Raw genomic sequence first — 18,998 nt, 5'->3', positions numbered from 1 at the left:
AAAAAAATTGCGATTAAAAACATTTCGTAAAAATATAATTCAATTGTTAATATTTTTAGGAATTATTATTGTATTTGGTTTTGAGTATTGTAATTGATATAATCAATGAGAGAAAACAGTCTTGACATCCAATCATCGTTCACATATAATTAAAACCAATAGAAATAGTAGGAAATACAAACTAGCGGAAGCTTAGCATGGTCAGATAAATGCCAGGCTCCGCTAGTTTATTCTAATTATAAGGAGAAAGAAATGTTAAATCAGTTTTCAAGAACAGAACTATTACTTGGAAAAGAAGCACTCGATAAATTAGCTGGCAGCAGAGTTGCTGTCTTTGGAATCGGTGGTGTTGGTGGATATGTATGCGAAGCCTTAGTACGAAGCGGTATCGGTGAGTTCGACCTTATTGATGATGATAAAGTCTGCTTAACAAACCTAAACCGCCAGATTATTGCAACAAGAAAAACAATCGGAAAATACAAAGTAGAAGTGATGAGAGACCGTATCTTAGAGATCAATCCAGATGCGAAAGTCAACGTCCACAAATGCTTCTTCTTACCTGAAAATGCAGAGGAATTTCCATTTGAGGAATATGACTACATCGTTGATGCTGTTGACACAGTAACAGCAAAAATCTCATTAGTTATGGCAGCAAAGGAAAAGAATGTACCGATCATCAGCAGTATGGGAGCTGGAAATAAATTAGATCCAAGCCAGTTTAAAGTGGCAGATATCTATAAGACAAAAGTATGTCCTCTTGCAAAGGTTATGCGAAGAGAGTTAAAGAAGAGAAGAGTTAAGAAATTAAAAGTTGTATACTCTGAAGAAATGCCGATCAAACCTAAAGACGATATGGCAAACAGCTGCAGAACAAACTGTATCTGTCCTCCAGGAGAAAAACATAAATGTACAGAAAGAAGAGCAATCCCAGGTAGTACAGCATTTGTACCATCTGTCGCAGGACTGATCATTGCAGGGGAAGTAGTGAAGGATTTATGCAAGGCGTAAAAGATGTAACAAAACAAGCTTTTATCAAATCCATACCGATCATGTGCAGCTATGTATTTGTCAGTATGGCATATGGAATGATGATGGAGAATGCTGGATTTGCGTGGTATTATTCGCTTTTTACAAGTCTTACTGTGTATACAGGAGCATTCCAGTTTGTCCTGATCACATTTTTAAGCAGTGGGGCATCCATTGTGACGATCGCAGTGACGGCACTCTTGATGAACAGCAGGCAGAGTTTTTACAGTCTTTCATTTTTGGAGATATTCCGAAAGATGGGAAGAAAGAAACTTTATATGATCCATACGATGACAGACGAAACGTATGCAGTAAACTGTACGATCGAAGACAAAGATGAAAACAGCAGAAAAGAGATGTTTCTTGTCGCATTCTTCAGCAGATGTTACTGGATGTTTGGAGCTGTGATGGGAGGTTTGATCGGGCAATTGATTCCATTTGAATTAACAGGGATTGATTTTTGTATGACTGCATTATTTATCATCATTTTTATCGATCAATGGGAAAAAGCGGACAAGCATTTTCCAGCGATTGCAGGAATCTTGATCGCGATCATCGCATTACTGATCTTTGGGCAGACCGCATTTATGCTGCCAGCCTTAGTGATCGTTTCTGGAGTTTTGATCTTCTGGAACAGTAAACAGCAGGAAAGTTAGACAGAAAGGGGAAGAAAAATGAATGCAAAAATGACAGTGATCGCAATCTTAGTTTCAGCCGTGATCACATTTGGACTTCGAGCCCTCCCTTTTCTTGTATTTCAGGAAGGAAAAGAACTTCCAGATAAGATCAAACGATTAGGAATGGTGTTACCATCTTCGATCATGGCAGTGCTGATCGTATATTGCCTAAAAGATGTCGAAGATGATTTTGTGGCAGACGGATTATGGAAATTAATTGCAGCACTGATCACAGCAGTTAGTTATAAGTGGAAACATAATACTTTGATCAGCATTTTACTTGGAACAGTGAGTTACATGCTGTTCTTATATTTCTTTGGATAAAATAAGATAGGACATAAATACAGGAGAGATATATGGCAAGAGAAATAGAAACAAAATGTATTCATTTAGAAGAAAAAGAAGACTCGATCCACCATTATGGTGCGATGACATACCCAATCTATCAGACAGCAACTTATGCACATCCAGGTGTTGGACAAAGTACAGGTTATGATTACAGCCGCTTACAGAATCCAACAAAAGAACATTTAGAGAAAACAGTTGCTTCTTTAGAAAATGGAATCGATGCATTAGCATTTTCATCTGGAATGGCAGCGATCACACTGATGATGGAATTATTTAAACCAGGAGATCATCTGATCGTTGATGCGGATTTATATGGTGGAAGTATCCGTTTATTTAATCACGTTTCAGAGAAAAATGGAATTGAATTCAGCAGCGTAGATTGTTACAAAGAAAATGTCGCAGGATATATCAGAGAAAATACAAAGGCAGTTTACATCGAAACACCGACAAATCCAATGATGAATGTTACAGATATCAAGGCATTAGCAGAAATCACAAAGGAACATAACCTTCTTCTGATCGTTGACAATACATTTTTATCCCCATATTTCCAGAATCCATTAGATCTTGGAGCTGATATCGTTGTACATAGCGGAACAAAATATCTTGGGGGCCACAATGATACACTGGCTGGTTTCTTAGTGACAAATAGAGAAGATATCAGTGAAAGATTCCGATTCCTGATCAAGACAACAGGAGCCGGATTAGCACCATTTGATTGTTTTCTGATCCAAAGAGGAATCAAGACATTAGGAGTCCGTATGGACCGTGCACAGGAAAATGCGATAGAGATCGCTAAATGGTTAAAGAAACAGGATATTGTAGGGAAAGTTATTTATCCAGGATTTGAAGAACATCCAGGATATGAGATCATGAAGAAACAGGCAAGAGGATTTGGAGCAATGCTTACCTTTGAACTTACGAAAAAAGAGTATGCATTTGAAATTCTTGAAAATGTTAAAATGATCAAATATGCAGAGAGCTTAGGAGGAGTTGAAACATTGATCACATATCCAGCAACACAGACACATGCAGATGTTCCAGAAGAGATCCGAGTAAAAAATGGAATCACAGACTGTGTGTTAAGAATGTCTGTTGGAATTGAGAATATCAAAGACTTATTAAACGAGCTGGAACAGGTATTTGCAAAAGTACGAGGTGAATAAGATGCCAGAGAGAAACTTAAATTTTGATGAGCATGTAGATCGAAGAAATACAGATTGTCTAAAATATGATTTTGCCAAACGCAAAGGACTGCCAAAAGATGTGCTTCCATTATGGGTTGCGGATATGGATTTTAAAACTTCTTCTTATATAGAAGATGCCTTGGTAGAACGTGCAAAACAAGCAATCTTTGGATACAGTGAGGTGCAGACTCCATATTTTAATGCAGTCAGCAATTGGATGAAGACACACCACAACTGGGAAGTCAAAGCATTTACAAAGCAGGGAGATCACGTGATCATTCAGTCTCCGGTTTATTATCCATTTTCTGAAGTGATCACAAATAATGAAAGAAATGTGGTAAGCAGTGATCTTTATTTTGGGGATGATAACCGCTATCATATGGATTACGAAGATTTTGAGAAAAAGATCATTGAAAATGATGCCAAACTATTCTTATTATGTAATCCGCATAATCCAGTCGGGCGTGTCTGGACAAAAGAAGAATTAGAGAAGGTTGGAGATATCTGTTTAAAACATAACGTACTTGTTGTCAGTGATGAGATTCATGCGGATTTTGTGTTTAAAGGAAAATATCAAGTCTTTGCAGCAATCAAAAAAGAATATGAAGATATCACGATGACATGCACCGCACCAAGCAAGACATTTAATCTTGCAGGACTGGCTCTATCAAATATCTTTATTCCAAATAGGAAATTAAAACATAGATTTAAAGCTGAACTAAGCGCAGCAGGAACAAATCTGCTGGGAGTTATGGGATTAGTTGCCTGCCAGACGGCTTATGAAAAAGGAGAAGAATGGTATTGTGCCATGAAATCCTATGTGAAGGCCAATATTGAATTTACAAAACAATATGTCCAGGAAAAACTACCGGGTGTGAAAATGATCGATTATGAAGGTACTTACCTTGTGTGGCTTGACTTCAGAGACACAGGACTTAATGTGGATGAGTTAGAAGATTTGATCATTCATAAGGCAAAACTATGGTTAGACAGTGGAAAGATCTTTGGAAAGAGCGGAGAAGGATTCCAGAGAATCAATGTGGCATGTCCAAGAAGTACAGTCAAAGAAGCTTTAGATCGAATCAGGGCAGCATTGCTGGAAATTTCATAAAATATTTATAGGAGAATCCTGCAAGGAAAAACCTATAATAAAAAAGACATAAAAAATGTTGACAACGACTATACATGGTTGTATAATCTAAAACATAGAAAACCTAGTAGAAATATAGGAAATCAGAAAGGAGCGAAAACATATGAGAATAACCGTAGTGACACAGAAGAAAGATGGCAAATGTTGTTGTTGCTGTCAGGAGACATATATGAATATGGGTTCATTTTCATATGAGTAAAGCTACGATTTAAGATATAGAACAAAGAAATATTATAGAATAGAAGTTAAAACAGCAAACATTATGGAGGTTTAAAATTATGAGTAAGATCACAGAAAGCGCATTAGAATTAATCGGAGGAACACCACTTCTTAAAGCAGATAGATATGCAGATAAAGCAGGAGTTAAGGATGCAACGATCCTTGCAAAACTTGAGTATTTAAATCCAGCAGGATCAGTAAAAGACCGTATCGCATTAGCAATGATCGAAGATGCAGAGAAGAAAGGTCAGTTAAAACCAGGATCAACGATCATCGAGCCAACAAGTGGTAACACAGGAATCGGTCTTGCAGCAGTTGCAACAGCAAAAGGATACAGAGCAATCCTTACACTTCCTGATACAATGAGTGTTGAAAGAAGAAACTTATTAAAAGCTTATGGTGCTGAATTAGTATTAACAGAAGGTGCCAAAGGAATGAAAGGTGCCATCGCGAAAGCCGATGAACTTGCAAAAGAGATTGATGGAGCAGTTATCTTAGGACAGTTCGTGAACCCAGCAAACCCAGCTGCACATAAAGCAACAACAGGACCAGAGATCTGGGATCAGACAGATGGTAAAGTAGACATCTTCGTAGCAGGTGTTGGTACAGGTGGAACATTAACAGGTGTGGGTGAATACTTGAAAGAACAGAACCCAGATGTTAAAATAGTGGCAGTTGAACCTGCAACATCTCCAGTATTATCAACAGGAAAAGCTGGAGCACATAAGATTCAGGGAATCGGTGCAGGATTCGTACCTGACACACTGAATACAAAGATTTATGATGAGATCATCACAATCGAGAATGAAGATGCATTTACAGAAGGAAGAGCATTCGCACACAGCGAAGGAATCTTAGTTGGTATTTCTTCAGGAGCAGCGCTAAAAGCAGCTACAATCCTTGCAGAAAGACAAGAAAACAAAGGAAAGACAATTGTAGCATTACTTCCAGATTCAGGAGACAGATACTTATCTACAGCATTATTCGCTGAAGACTAAGAATAAAGAGGAAAGAATATGGAAATCACGGTACAGCAAGTAGAATTACTGTCCGAGGATGATTATATCTATCTTGATGTACGAGGTGAGATCGCATACCAGCATGGACATATACCTAAGGCTTACAAATGGGCTGGTGATTTCTCCCGTATTGAGGAACTTCCAAAGGATAAGAGACTGATCGTATATTGCAACTATGGAGAGAAAAGTGCCCCGATTGCTGAGCAATTAAGACAGGAAGGGTATGAAGCTTTTAACTTATCCGGCGGTTACCGAGAATGGTTATTACATGTGACATCCCAAAAAGAACAGATGCAGGACGTTTCAAAGGACGGATGGCATCTGTTTTCGTCTACAGAAGAATTAACACCAGACGAGGTCAAACGATATGATCGTCAGATCATCCTGCCACAGGTAGGAAGTGACGGACAAAAGAAGTTAAAGAAATCAAAAGTTCTGATCATCGGAGCCGGAGGCCTTGGAGCACCAGCGGCTTTATATCTTGCAGGAGCAGGAGTTGGAACGATCGGAATTGTGGATGCAGATGATGTCAGTGTGTCTAATCTGCAGAGACAGATCATTCACACAACGAAAAGAAAAGGAACGAATAAGGCAGAGTCTGCCAAGAAATCAATGCTTGAATTAAACGAGCATATCAAGGTAAACACATATCCAGAGTATTTGTATGCGGATAACGCAGAAGAATTGTTCAAAGAATACGATTTTATCATTGATGCTGTGGATAACTTTGAGACAAAGTTTTTGATCAATGATACCTGTGTGTTGTTGAAGAAACCATTTTGTCATGCAGGAATCTTACAGTTTCAGGGACAGGTTATGACTTATGTTCCAGAAAATGATCAGCCATGTTACAGATGCATCTTTGAGGAGATTCCAGAGAGTGGAACTGTGCCAAACTGCAGTCAGGCAGGAATCATAGGCGCAGTTGCAGGGATCATTGGATGTATTCAGGCCCTAGAAGCGATCAAATATCTGTTAGGAATCGGGGAATTGCTGACGGGTAAAATGCTTGTGATGGATGGATTAACGATGAATACAAGGGTAGTAAAATTCCCATCAAAGAATAAGAACTGCCGTGTTTGCGGGGAACATGCGGATATTATGAGCGTAAAAGAAAACCGAATGGAATATGTCGGGGCAGCATGTGCGATAAAATAATAATATAAAAATATATGGGGGCAGAACTTAGATTCTGCCCTCTTATAAATTTATGTAAAAGGAGAACTATGAAATAAACGGGAGTTCTTCTTTTTTTGGCTAAAAAATTACCACATTTTAAAAAAGATTTTTTACCGTATTTCTTTTTGCATCATATAAAATGTACCGCATTAAAAAGTCCGTTGTTGATAAGTTGAGTTTAGCATTCCATGCTATACTAAATCCAAGTTAAACAACAGGAGGTGCAAAAAAGAAAGTCATTAAATTTGAAAGGACCAATAACATGAAACGTTCAAAAGATAAATTTTATATGAAACAGATTTTTGACTGTATTTCAGATGGAGAGATCATTGCAACTGGAAAGATTGCCAAAGAGATCGGATTATCTGAAAAGTCTGTCAGGAATCGGTTAAATGAATTGAGTGACTTCTTATTAGAAAATAATCTTGGAGAAATTCAGCGGAAACCACGAGTTGGAATCTGGCTGGAAGCAAATGAAAATCAAAAAGAAGAAATACAAAAAGCATTATCAGATGAAGATCTGCAAGTAGGAAATTATGATCCAAGAGATAGAGTAAATGAGACATTAAAGATATTTTTTAATCTGCGGCCATGGCAGACAATGACAACACAGAAATTGGCTGAGAAGTTATTCTTAAGTGTTCCAACAATGCTGAAAGTATTAAAGGAATGCGAAGAATGGCTGGAAGTATATCACATTTCCCTTGTGAATGAAAGAGGAAAGGGATATCGGCTCAAAAGTGAAGAAAATGAATACAGAGTTGCATTAAAGAATCTGATTATGATGAAGAAACCAGGAGAAGAGATCAAAGAGAATATAGATTATTTCTTTTCTAACATTGATGTTTCTGCGATCAGAAAATGTATTATTCAAACAGAAAACGAATGGGATTACCATTTCACAGATGAATCATTTTATGAGATCTTAATTTATTGTTGCATCGCGTATAAGAGAAAAGAGCTTGCATTACCATTAGTCAGCGATTATTTTCCAGAGGAATTAAAAATTCTTAAGAAATATAATGAATATGCATTTACGGTAGCAATCTTTGAAAAATTAGAAGAAGTATTTCATGTACATTTTTTGACAGAAGATGTTTTGTTTTTATCAATTCAGATTTTGTGTTCAAAGTTTATTGGAATATCAGATGTAGATGTGACATTAAGTCAGGTAAAGAAATATGACAATAAATTGGTTGATTTTGTAGATCGCATGTTAAAGGTAATCAGAGATATTTTAGATGTTGATCTCACTTCAGATGAGAAGGTAAAAGAAAGCCTGATCATTCATTTAAGACCAACAATTTTCAGACTTCGTTATGGAACGCCACAAAAAAATGCATTGATTGATTTTATAAAAAAAGAATATAAGAATGTATTTCGTGCAAGCTGGGCGATCAGTATTTTGTTTGAAGAATATTATGGACTTCAGATTACAGAAGATGAAATTGGATATATCGTGTTATATATTCAGGCAGCGATCGAAAGAAAAAAACATCAGTACCGCACGGTAATGGTTTCTAATTTTAACATGGGTCATACACAATTAGTAAAAGAAAAGATTAAGAAATCTGTGCCAGAAATTGATGAAATTAAATTTGTAAGTATTCATGACTTTAAGATTGCGGATTATGAAGATTATGACATTATCATTTCGACAGAAGAGAGAAAAGAAAAAGATAAGAGAATTGTAGTCATTCCAAATATCTTAAATGAAACAGGAATTTCCACTTTGAGGGCACATTTAGACAATATGAATTCTATGATGATAGAAAATGCAACACCATTTTCACCAGAATGTTTTATTTTATTTTCACCGGAATTTATATTTACTGATCTGGAAGTCAAAACAAAAGAAGAATGTTTAAAAATAATGAGCCAGGCAATGGAAGAAAAGCATGTTGTTACAGAAAATTTTTATGATTCAGTTATGGATCGTGAGAGTAAAACAACAACAACGATTGGAAATGGGGTCAGTCTTCCGCATGGTTCACCGACAGCGGTTAATGAATCAAAAGTTGGGATAGCAATCTTAAAAAATCCGATCATGTGGGACAATGAACAGGTTCAGGTCGTATTTTTACTGGCGTTCCGTTTAAGTACCAGAGATGAGATCAGCAGGATTCAGATGTTTTATAAAGAATATGTAACACTGATCGATTCAGAGGAAAAATTAGAGAAATTAAAGAGTATGAAATCAAACATTGAGTTATATAAGTATCTGATTCAATAAGTAAAAAGAAAAATTAAAAGGAGAATTAAAAATGGATATTAAAAGTGTATTAGATGAAAGAGTTATCGACTTAAATATGACAGCAAAGAATAAGAAAGAAGCGATCGAGCATCTTGCAGGAAAATTAAAAGATGCCGGATATATTGCGGATGTTGATTCTTATATAGAAGATATATATTTGAGAGAATCACAGGGACAGACAGGAATTGGACACTATGTGGCAATTCCTCATGGGAAAAGTGATTCTGTAACACAGGTAGGAATTGCGATTGGTAAAGTTCAGGATGAGATCGAATGGGAGACACTGGATGGAAATGGTGTAAAACTGATCTTTTTATTCGCAGTTGGAAATGATAATGAGAATGCAAAAACTCATTTAAGATTATTGGCTGAAGTAGCAAGAACCTTAGGTAATGACGATGCAGTAGAAGCTCTGCTGAATGCTAGCACAGTAGAAGATCTAAAAGCTGTATTTGCATAAATAAGTTTCCTAACACTCTATATAATTCTTAGGATCCCTGTTCCAATAGGAGCAGGGATCTTTTGCATTTCTATATGTTAAAAATAAATAAAAAATTACCACATTTAAATACTTCCGTTGTGGAATGTGAAACAAAAAACTACCCTAATTAAAATGCCCGTATTGAAAAAATGTCATAATTAAATGGAAAAAATGCCACATTAAAAAGCCCTCTCTTAATGAACACAGTAAGGAAAGCTGGTATATGATTAGAACATAAAGAAAGAGGTAATAAACAACCAAAAGAAAAATAAGAAAGGAGTTGTAAGTTATGAAAATCGTATCTGTATGTGCATGTACATCAGGAATCGCGCACACTTACATCGCAAAGGAAAAATTAATCCGTGCAGCTGAAAGCATGGGACACACAATCAAAGTGGAAACACAGGGAACAATCGGAACAGAGGATGAATTAACAGCAGAAGAAATCAAAGAAGCAGATGTTGTAATCCTTGCAGTCGATATTGCTATTACAGGAACAGAAAGATTTGAAGGAAAACCTACGATCAAAGTTCCTACAAATGTTTGTGTAAAAGCACCTAAGAAACTGATCGAAAAGATCGAAAATGAATTAGGTAAATAAAAGAGAAACAAAAAACTATACTTAAAGGAGAAGAGAACAATGAAAAAACTTGGAGCGGAATTAAAACGTCACGCATTGACGGCCATTTCCTACATGTTACCTTTAGTCGTAGCATCAGGATTACTGATCGCGATCGGTAACTTAATGGGAGGAGAAAACGTAACTGAATTATCTAAAATGACAATTCCTAGTGCAATGACAACACTTGGTGTATTAGGAATGGGATTATTGCCATCCTTCATCTCAGGATATATCGCTTACTCAATCGCTGACAGACCTGGTATTGCACCTGGTTTCTTAATGGGTCAGATCGCATCGTTCTTAGGAGCTGGATTCTTAGGTGGAATGGTTGGTGGTTATTTAGTAGGTTATATCGCATTATTCATTAAGAATAACCTGAAAGTACCTAAATGGGCAGAAGCATTAATGCCAATGATGATCGTACCAACATTATCAGCAATCATCGCTGGACTTATCATGTTCTTCGTAGTAGGAACACCAATCACAATGGCAACAAAAGCCTTAACAAACTTTATTACAGGACTTGACCAGTCTTCAAAAGCAGTTTATGGATTCATCATCGGAGCTCTTGGATGTATCGACTTCGGTGGACCAATCAGTAAAGTACCTAACTTAATCTGTGATGGATTACTGTTAGAGGGAATCACAGGACCAGAAGCGATCAAAGTATTAGCAGCTATGGTTCCACCACTTGGAATTACATTCTCATTAGTATTATCTAAATTACTAAATAAAAACATTTATACAGCACAGGAAAAAGAAAATATCAAAGTTGCATTCCCAATGGGTCTTTGCATGATCTCAGAAGGTGTTATCCCAATCGCAATGAATGATATCATCCGTACAGTTATCTGTACAGCAACAGGATGTGGTGTTACAGGAGCAATCAGTTTCAGCCTTGATGTAGGAAGCAAAGTACCATCAGGTGGTGTATTTGTAATCCCAGCAATGTCAAATCCAATCGCAGCACTTATCGCACTGTTAGCAGGAACAGCAGTTACAGGTGTATTACTTGTACTGATCAAGAAAAAGAAAACAGAAGAAGATGAGCCAATGGTTGACGAAAAAGAAGAAGATCTTGATTTATCAGGATTCACTATTTCATAGGATCAGAAAGGATAGATAAGTTATGTATGTATCAATGAAGGGAATGTTAAAACGTGCCAATGAAGGTAACTACGCAGTCATGGCAATCAACTGTTTTAACATTGAGACAGCGAGAGCGGTGATCAATGCAGCACAGTCTTTAAGAGCACCGATCATCATCAATATCGTACAGGAACATATGGTAAATCATTGTGACAGCAATCTGATCGCACCGATCGTTAAAAAACTGGCACAAAGAGCAAGTGTTGAAGTAGCTTTGAATTTCGACCATGGGGAAGAAATCGGATTGTTAAAGAAAGCGTTAGTTGATGGATATTCCAGTGTTATGGTAGATGCTTCCAGATATAACTTGGAAGGTAATATCCGAATGACAAGAGAGATCGTAGAATTTGCGCAACAGTTCGATGCAAGTGTCGAAGGAGAGATCGGATGTATGGGAGCCAGTGAAGGTGATAATTATACGGACGATGATATGAAAACCAATCCAGACGAAGCCTTACGATTTGCAAAAGAAACCGGAATTGATGCATTAGCAATTTCTTTTGGAAGTTCTCATGGAAACTATCCAGAAGGATATGTGCCAGAATTTGATTTTGAAAGATTGAAAGAAATCAAAGAAAAAACAAAGATGCCACTGGTGCTGCATGGGGGAAGCGGTTCTGGTGATGAAAATATTAAAAAATGTGTTGAATTTGGAATCAATAAGATCAATGTAGGATGTGACTTTATGAATGCCAATGTAGACAGCATTAAAAAACATCTTAAAAAAGATCCAGACATCAATTATTGGGTAATGATGCATCAGGTGGAGATCGATAGCCAGGAATTAGTGAAAAAATATATCCACCTGTCTGGATCAGAAGGAAAATCATTATAAGTTTAATTTAATCAGCATAACAAACGTCTGCCGCAGATTTTGCGGCAGACAGAATAAGATATCAACATTAAAAAGGAGAAATAGAACTATGTTAATGAACATGAAAGAACTTTTAAAAGTAGCAGACGAAAAAGGATTCGCAGTACCAGCATTCAATATTGGTAGTGATCAGTTATTAAAAGCTGTTATGCAGCAGGTAAAAGAAATGAAAAGCCCAGTTATCTTAGAAATGTCTCCAGATGAATTCAACTTCGTTGAAAACAGTTTAGTACAGAGCATGATCTATGAAGCATCTAAAACAGATGTACCAGTTGTTATTCATTTAGACCATGGTGACAAATATGAAACAGTTGTAAGAGCAATTCAGGCAGGATTCACATCTGTTATGATCGATGCATCTAAACTTCCATATGAAGAAAACATTGCGATCACTCAGAAAGTATGTGAAGTTGCACATCTTGCAAATGTATCTGTAGAAAGTGAACTTGGAACAATCGGAACAACAGGAAACTCTATCGAAGGTGGAACAACAGGAGTTATCTATACAGATCCAGATCAGGCAAAAGACTTTGTTGAAAAAACAGGAATTGACACATTAGCAGTAGCAATCGGAACAGCTCACGGAATCTATCCAAGCGATATGAAACCAGAACTTCGTCTTGATATCTTACAGACATTAAAAGATACTCTTGATATTCCATTAGTATTACATGGTGGATCAAGCAACAAAGATGAAGAAATCGCAAAAGCAGTTAAAATCGGTATTTCTAAGATCAACATTTCAAGTGATATCAAAGTTGCATTCTATGAAAAATGCAGAGAAGTATTAAATGCTCATCCAGAATACAGAGAGCCACTTGAAATCTACCCAGAACCAATCAAAGCTTGTAGAGAAGTTATCGCTCACAAAGTTAACTTATTTGATTCTGCAGACAAAGTTAAATACTACTACGAATAAGATATTCGCAAATAATAGCAACATAAAGAGGGGACAGCTTCGGTTGTCCCCCTTTTCGTTTATACAGGAGGGAAAGAAATTATGAAATATGCAGTAGGAATTGATGTTGGAGGAACAAATACAAGAGTTGCCCTGATCAATGAACAATATGAGATCAAAGAAAGAGTTCAGTTTGGATCAGATCCAAAAGATCCAATGAAAACATTAAACCAGATCAATGATGTGATCAAAGAATTTGGACAGGAAATTGAAGGAATCGGAATCTCATGCCCTGGACCATTAGATTTGATCAATGGAGTCATTTTAACACCGCCAAATCTTCCAGGATGGCATAATTTTGAACTGACAAAAGAATTAGAAAAGATCACAGGAGTTTCTGTCCAACTTGAAAATGATGCAAATCTTGCGGGACTTGCAGAAGCTGTGATCGGTGCAGGAAAAGGAAAGAAGATCATTGAATTTCTGACCATTTCAACAGGAGTCGGAGCAGGACTATGCATCGATGGAAAAATCTATCGTGGTGCAAAAGGATTTGCACAGGAAGTAGCAAACTGTATTTTATGGAAAAATGGACCATCACAGGGAGATTTAAAGAAAGGTTCGATAGAATCTATTGCCAGCGGAACAGCGATCACAAAACGTGCCAATGATGCAGGATTAAATGCAGCACATGCAGGTGAAGTCTATCAGCTTGCACAGGAAGGAAATGAAACGGCAGCAGCGATCATGGAAGATGCTTATGAATATCTGTCAAGTTTTATTGCAACACTTTATGGCATACTTGATCCAGAATTATTTGTCCTAAGCGGAAGTGTGGCACTAAAGATTCCGGGATTTATCGAAGAAATCGAAAAACGTGCTAAAGGAAAAGTGTATGATGCATTAAAAGGTAATGTGAAGATCGTGCCAGCAGCATTAGGAGAGGACTGTGGGCTGATTGGAGCTGCATGTCTGGCATTTAGTAAATAAAAACGCAACCCATAGGAAAACCCTTGAAAAATCCGCCATTTTACAGTAATATTATTCTTAGTATAGTTGTACATGAAAAATATGTACACAACCACAGAAAAGGAGACATTTTGCAATGGCAAAAGATAAGAAATTAGTAGAAGCGATCACTGCGATGGAAGACGATTTTGCACAGTGGTATACAGATGTTGTTAAGAAAGCAGAATTAGCAGATTATTCAAGCGTTCGTGGATGTATGATCTTACGTCCAAACGGATATGCGATCTGGGAGAATATCCAGAAAGTTTTAGATGCCAAATTTAAAGAAACAGGTGTGGAAAATGTTGCAATGCCAATGTTCATCCCAGAAAGCCTTTTAAACAAAGAAAAAGATCATGTAGAGGGATTTGCACCAGAAGTTGCATGGGTAACTCATGGTGGACAGAAAGAATTGCAAGAACGTCTTTGCGTAAGACCTACATCAGAGACATTATTCTGTGATTTCTATTCAAAGATCATCCAGTCTCACAGAGATCTGCCTAAATTATATAATCAGTGGGTTTCTGTCGTACGTTGGGAAAAGACAACAAGACCATTTTTAAGAACTTCTGAGTTTTTCTGGCAGGAAGGACATACAGCACATGCAACAGCAGAAGAAGCGGAAGCAAGAACTGTACAGATGTTAAATATGTATGCAGATTTCTGCGAACAGTACCTTGCAATTCCAGTTGTTAAGGGACAGAAGACAGAGAAAGAAAAATTCGCAGGGGCACATGCCACATATACAATTGAAGCATTAATGCACGATGGAAAAGCATTACAGTCTGGAACAAGCCATAATTTCGGTGATGGATTTGCGAAAGCATTTGGTATCCAATATACAGATAAAGACAATAAACTCCAGTATGTACACCAGACATCATGGGGAATGTCTACACGTATCATCGGAGCGATCATCATGGTTCATGGAGATGATTCAGGTCTTGTATTACCACCAAGAATCGCACCAGTACAGACAATGATCGTACCGATCATGCAGAAGAAAGAAGGAGTGCTTGAGAAAGCAGAAGAGATCAGAAAGAAACTTGCTTCTTCTTACAAAGTGAAAGTCGATGATTCTGATAAGAGCCCAGGATGGAAATTCAGTGAACAGGAAGTACGCGGAATTCCTACAAGAATTGAGATCGGACCAAAAGATATTGAGAAGAATCAGGCAGTGATCGTTCGCCGTGATACAAGAGAGAAGATCATCGTATCTTTAGATGAGATCGAGACAAAACTTGGTGAAGTATTAGAACAGATGCAGAGCGATATGCTTGAGAGAGCGAAGAAACATTTAGCTGAACATACCGTAGAAGCTAGGAATTGGGATGAATTCAAAGCTCACATTGAGAAACAGGATGGTTTCGTAAAAGCAATGTGGTGTGGAGAAACAGAATGTGAAGAAGCGATCAAAGACGAGACAACAGCTACAACAAGATGTATGCCATTTGAACAGGAACATTTAAGTGACGTATGCGTTCACTGTGGAAAACCTGCGAAGAAGATGGTTTACTTTGGAAAAGCTTACTAAGAGTATAATGAATACAATTGCCGGGAATTATGAAGATACATTTCCGGCAATTCTTCCGTTTATGATAAACAGAAAAGATGAGGTGAGAAGATGAAGATCAACATGCCAGCACAGGCAGCAAAAGTAATTAAGACATTAGAAGAACATGGATTTGAAGCCTATATAGTAGGTGGGTGTGTCAGAGATTCGATATTAGGAAGAACTCCGGGTGACTGGGATATTACAACATCAGCTTCACCTCAGGAAGTCAAAGAAATATTTGAACATACAGTAGATACAGGAATCGAACATGGAACAGTTACAGTATTGATGAATCATGAGCCATATGAGGTGACGACCTATCGTGTCGATGGAAAATACGAAGACCATAGAAGACCGAATGAAGTACATTTCACAAAATCCTTAAAAGAGGATTTATTAAGAAGAGATTTTACGATCAATGCCATGGCATACAATGACAGAGAAGGCATCATTGATATGTACGATGGAATGACAGATCTTAAGAACAAAATGATCCGTTGCGTTGGAGAGGCAACGAAGCGATTTGATGAAGATGCTTTAAGAATTCTAAGAGCCTTAAGATTTCAGGCACAGTTAGGATTTGAGATTGAAGAAAAAACCGAAGAAGCGATCAGGAATCAGGCAAGATTCCTAAAAGACATCAGTGCAGAACGAATTCAGGTAGAATTAGAAAAACTGATCACATCCGCATATCCAGAGGTTTTGGTAAATGCATATAAATTAGGTGTTACAAAGATTATTTTTCCTGAATTTGATATTATGATGGAGACACCACAGAATAATCCACATCATAAATATAGTGTCGGAATTCATACGATTGAAGCTATGAAAAATATCGAGGCAGAACATATTTACCGCTGGACAATGTTGCTGCATGATATTGGAAAACCAGAAGCAAGAGTGGAAGGACCGGATAAAGATCATTTTAAAATGCATCCAGTGATCGGAGAAGAAATAGCAAGAAAGATCCTTCGCAGATTAAAATTTGATAATCAGACGATCAAACAGGTCACAACTCTTGTTAGATGGCATGATCGCAGATTTGCATCGTTTGAAGAAGTAAATAAAAAAACGATAAGACGATGGGTCAGCAAACTTACACCAGAATTATTTGCAAGATTAATGGTGGTCCAGAGGGCAGATATTAATGCACAGAGCGATTATCACAAAGAACAAAAAGAACAGGTTTTAAATGAAACCAAGAGACTGTTTGAAGAAATCATTGAAGAGAAAAATTGCCTTTCTATCAAAGAATTAAAGATCAATGGAAAAGACCTGATGGATATGGGAGTTCCACAGGGAAAAGAAATAGGAGAAATTTTGTCATGGCTGCTAGATCAGGTATTAGAACAGCCTGTATTAAATGAACGTGAAACATTAACTGCGATGGTCAAGGAAAAGAGGGATGAGCAATGATCTTATTATGGATTCCAATTTTAATTTTTGTATACATCAAGATGATTGATCCGGGAAAAAAGCGTGAACATCCAGTGCTGAATGTGAAATACTATGCACATCGTGGATTTCATGGGGAAGAAGGCATTCCAGAAAATTCCATGGCTGCTTTTAAGAAAGCCAAGGAATTAGGTTATGGTATGGAACTGGATGTGCAGCTTACAAAAGATGGTGTTATGGTAATCCATCATGATTACGATCTTAAGAGAACATGTGGTGTGAATAAGAAGATTCAGGATCTTACTTACCGTGAGCTGTGCAGATACCGGCTGATGGGAACAAAAGAGAGAATTCCAAGGTTTATAGAAGTCTTGAGAGAGATTGATGGAAAAGTCCCATTACTTATAGAACTTAAAATGGAAACATGTAACCGCAAGTTGTGTAAGAAAGTAGCAAAGACATTGGACAGATACAGGGGATTATATTGTATCGAATGTTTTCATCCTTATGCTTTATATTGGTTTAAGAAGAATCGTCCAGAAGTGATCCGCGGGCAGTTAAGTGAGCAGTTCTTCAAAGAGAAAGAAGCAGGATCATTTTCACGTAAGATTGCTTATTTCATTATGAAGAATCTATTAACAAATTTTATTACAAAACCAGATTTTATAGCTTATCGTTATAAATATAAAGACTGCCTTCCATTAAAAATCTGCAGGAAATTTTATAAGATTCCAATCTATGGATGGACATTTCGTGATCAAAAAGCATATAAAGAGAATGAACCTTACTTTGAAGGATTTATTTTTGAGAAATTTGTGATATAATCAAGTGATAATAAAATAATTTATTTTAAATTTTTATACTTTTATTATGATAAAGGAGTTTAGATCAATGAAGAAGAATGTAGTAGTGATCTTTGGAGGAGATTCCTCTGAACATGATGTTTCATGTCTGTCAGCAACGACAGTCATCAAGAACATGGACACTGAAAAATATAACGTGATTTTAGTTGGAATCACAAAAGAAGGAAAATGGTTATTAGTAGACAGTGTAAAGGATATTGAAGACGGAAGCTGGAGAGAAGGAGAAGTCAAAGCATTTATTTCTCCAGATACAACAACTCGTTCTTTAGTCATCCTTGCAGAAGGTACATACAAACTTCAGAAAGTGGATGTGATCTTCCCAGTTCTTCATGGTATGAATGGTGAAGACGGAACAGTTCAGGGATTATTTGAACTGTCCAAGATCCCATATGTTGGATGTGGAGTTTTAGCATCTGCAGTTTCTATGGATAAAGTATACACGAAGATCATTGTAGACCATATTGGTATCGATCAGGCGAAGTTTGTTCATGTTAGAGAAAGTGATTTTGAACATTTAGATGAAGCAATGGATCGTGTGGAAAAAGAAATCCCATATCCAATCTTCGTAAAACCTTCTTGTGCAGGATCTTCCAAGGGAGTTTCCAAAGCAGAGAACAGAAAAGAATTAGAAGCAGCATTATACGAAGCGGTGAAACACGACCGCAATATTCTTTGTGAGGAGACAATTGTCGGAAGAGAAGTAGAATGTGCCGTGTTAGGTGATAGAACACAAGTAAAGAGTACCTGTGTTGGAGAAATCCTCGCAGCCCAAGAAGCAGCATTCTATGATTTCGATGCAAAATATAACAACGCAGAATCTAAGACGGTTGTAGATCCAGACATGCCAGAAGAATCTAAGCAGAAGATCAGAGAAGATGCTGAAGCAATCTTTAAAGCCGTTGACGGATTTGGATTATCAAGAGTTGATTTCTTCTTAGAAGAATCAGGAAGAGTTGTATTTAACGAGATCAATACATTGCCAGGATTCACAAGTATCAGTATGTATCCAATGTTATGGAAAGCATGCGGACTTGATATTCCTGAATTAATTGATATATTAATTGATCAGGCAATGACAAGATATCGTTAGGAGG

Annotated in this window: 18 protein-coding genes; all 18 read left to right on the top strand. The window is 37.1% G+C overall.

Annotated elements, in window-relative coordinates:
* Nucleotides 1-252: 252 nt before the first annotated feature.
* The 18 genes from OCV53_RS01885 to OCV53_RS01795 all read left to right on the top strand — a co-directional run bounded on the left by OCV53_RS01885 (nucleotide 253) and on the right by OCV53_RS01795 (nucleotide 18,994).
* Nucleotides 253-1,008 carry a tRNA threonylcarbamoyladenosine dehydratase gene (locus OCV53_RS01885; RefSeq protein WP_055196396.1) on the top strand — a complete coding sequence of 252 codons (756 nt, stop codon included), beginning with the start codon at nucleotides 253-255 and terminating at the stop codon, nucleotides 1,006-1,008.
* Complete coding sequence (locus OCV53_RS01880; protein ID WP_055196395.1) at nucleotides 996-1,682, top strand: AzlC family ABC transporter permease; 687 nt, start codon at nucleotides 996-998, stop codon at nucleotides 1,680-1,682. The genes OCV53_RS01885 and OCV53_RS01880 overlap by 13 nt, the downstream gene beginning before the upstream one ends.
* An 18-nt stretch (nucleotides 1,683-1,700) precedes the next feature.
* Complete coding sequence (locus OCV53_RS01875) at nucleotides 1,701-2,027, top strand: branched-chain amino acid transporter permease (protein ID WP_055196394.1); 327 nt, start codon at nucleotides 1,701-1,703, stop codon at nucleotides 2,025-2,027.
* Between the two features lie 32 nt (nucleotides 2,028-2,059).
* Complete coding sequence (locus OCV53_RS01870) at nucleotides 2,060-3,217, top strand: trans-sulfuration enzyme family protein (protein ID WP_022374686.1); 1,158 nt, start codon at nucleotides 2,060-2,062, stop codon at nucleotides 3,215-3,217.
* Between the two features lies 1 nt (nucleotide 3,218).
* The gene (locus tag OCV53_RS01865) at nucleotides 3,219-4,349 is read left to right on the top strand and encodes a MalY/PatB family protein (protein ID WP_055196393.1); all 1,131 of its coding nucleotides are present in this window, start codon (nucleotides 3,219-3,221) and stop codon (nucleotides 4,347-4,349) included.
* A 317-nt stretch (nucleotides 4,350-4,666) separates the two neighbouring features.
* Nucleotides 4,667-5,605, top strand: coding sequence for a cysteine synthase A (cysK, locus tag OCV53_RS01860; protein ID WP_055196392.1), 939 nt, complete (start codon nucleotides 4,667-4,669; stop codon nucleotides 5,603-5,605).
* An 18-nt stretch (nucleotides 5,606-5,623) separates the two neighbouring features.
* The gene (gene moeB, locus OCV53_RS01850) at nucleotides 5,624-6,784 is read left to right on the top strand and encodes a molybdopterin-synthase adenylyltransferase MoeB (RefSeq protein ID WP_055196391.1); all 1,161 of its coding nucleotides are present in this window, start codon (nucleotides 5,624-5,626) and stop codon (nucleotides 6,782-6,784) included.
* Nucleotides 6,785-7,067: 283 nt separating this feature from the next.
* Entirely contained in the window at nucleotides 7,068-9,038 is a 1,971-nt protein-coding gene (locus OCV53_RS01845) for a BglG family transcription antiterminator (protein ID WP_055196390.1), read from the top strand.
* Between the two features lie 31 nt (nucleotides 9,039-9,069).
* Nucleotides 9,070-9,519, top strand: a complete 450-nt coding sequence (locus OCV53_RS01840) for a PTS sugar transporter subunit IIA (RefSeq protein WP_008392340.1) — start codon at nucleotides 9,070-9,072, stop codon at nucleotides 9,517-9,519.
* Between the two features lie 310 nt (nucleotides 9,520-9,829).
* Entirely contained in the window at nucleotides 9,830-10,141 is a 312-nt protein-coding gene (locus OCV53_RS01835; RefSeq protein ID WP_008392341.1) for a PTS fructose transporter subunit IIB, read from the top strand.
* Nucleotides 10,142-10,180: 39 nt separating this feature from the next.
* The gene (locus tag OCV53_RS01830) at nucleotides 10,181-11,269 is read left to right on the top strand and encodes a PTS fructose transporter subunit IIC (protein WP_055196389.1); all 1,089 of its coding nucleotides are present in this window, start codon (nucleotides 10,181-10,183) and stop codon (nucleotides 11,267-11,269) included.
* 22 nt (nucleotides 11,270-11,291) lie between these two features.
* Nucleotides 11,292-12,146: a class II fructose-bisphosphate aldolase gene (locus OCV53_RS01825; protein WP_055196388.1), complete on the top strand. Its 855-nt coding sequence runs from the start codon at nucleotides 11,292-11,294 to the stop codon at nucleotides 12,144-12,146.
* An 88-nt stretch (nucleotides 12,147-12,234) separates the two neighbouring features.
* A complete protein-coding gene (locus OCV53_RS01820; protein ID WP_055196387.1) occupies nucleotides 12,235-13,104 on the top strand; it encodes a ketose-bisphosphate aldolase in 870 nt (289 codons plus the stop codon).
* 81 nt (nucleotides 13,105-13,185) lie between these two features.
* On the top strand, nucleotides 13,186-14,073 hold the full coding sequence (locus tag OCV53_RS01815; protein WP_055196386.1) for an ROK family protein: 888 nt from the start codon (nucleotides 13,186-13,188) through the stop codon (nucleotides 14,071-14,073).
* A gap of 115 nt (nucleotides 14,074-14,188) precedes the next feature.
* Nucleotides 14,189-15,625, top strand: a complete 1,437-nt coding sequence (proS, locus tag OCV53_RS01810; protein WP_055196385.1) for a proline--tRNA ligase — start codon at nucleotides 14,189-14,191, stop codon at nucleotides 15,623-15,625.
* A 90-nt stretch (nucleotides 15,626-15,715) separates the two neighbouring features.
* Entirely contained in the window at nucleotides 15,716-17,062 is a 1,347-nt protein-coding gene (locus OCV53_RS01805) for a CCA tRNA nucleotidyltransferase (protein WP_055196384.1), read from the top strand.
* Nucleotides 17,059-17,865: a glycerophosphodiester phosphodiesterase family protein gene (locus OCV53_RS01800; RefSeq protein ID WP_055196383.1), complete on the top strand. Its 807-nt coding sequence runs from the start codon at nucleotides 17,059-17,061 to the stop codon at nucleotides 17,863-17,865. Before OCV53_RS01805 ends, OCV53_RS01800 begins: the two co-directional genes overlap by 4 nt.
* Before the next feature lie 67 nt (nucleotides 17,866-17,932).
* The gene (locus tag OCV53_RS01795; RefSeq protein ID WP_022374709.1) at nucleotides 17,933-18,994 is read left to right on the top strand and encodes a D-alanine--D-alanine ligase family protein; all 1,062 of its coding nucleotides are present in this window, start codon (nucleotides 17,933-17,935) and stop codon (nucleotides 18,992-18,994) included.
* Nucleotides 18,995-18,998: the final 4 nt, after the last annotated feature.

It is taken from the genome of Anaerostipes amylophilus (assembly GCF_025567365.1).
Taxonomy (GTDB): Bacteria; Bacillota; Clostridia; order Lachnospirales; family Lachnospiraceae; genus Anaerostipes; species Anaerostipes amylophilus.
This window is presented reverse-complemented; position numbering and strand designations above follow the sequence as displayed.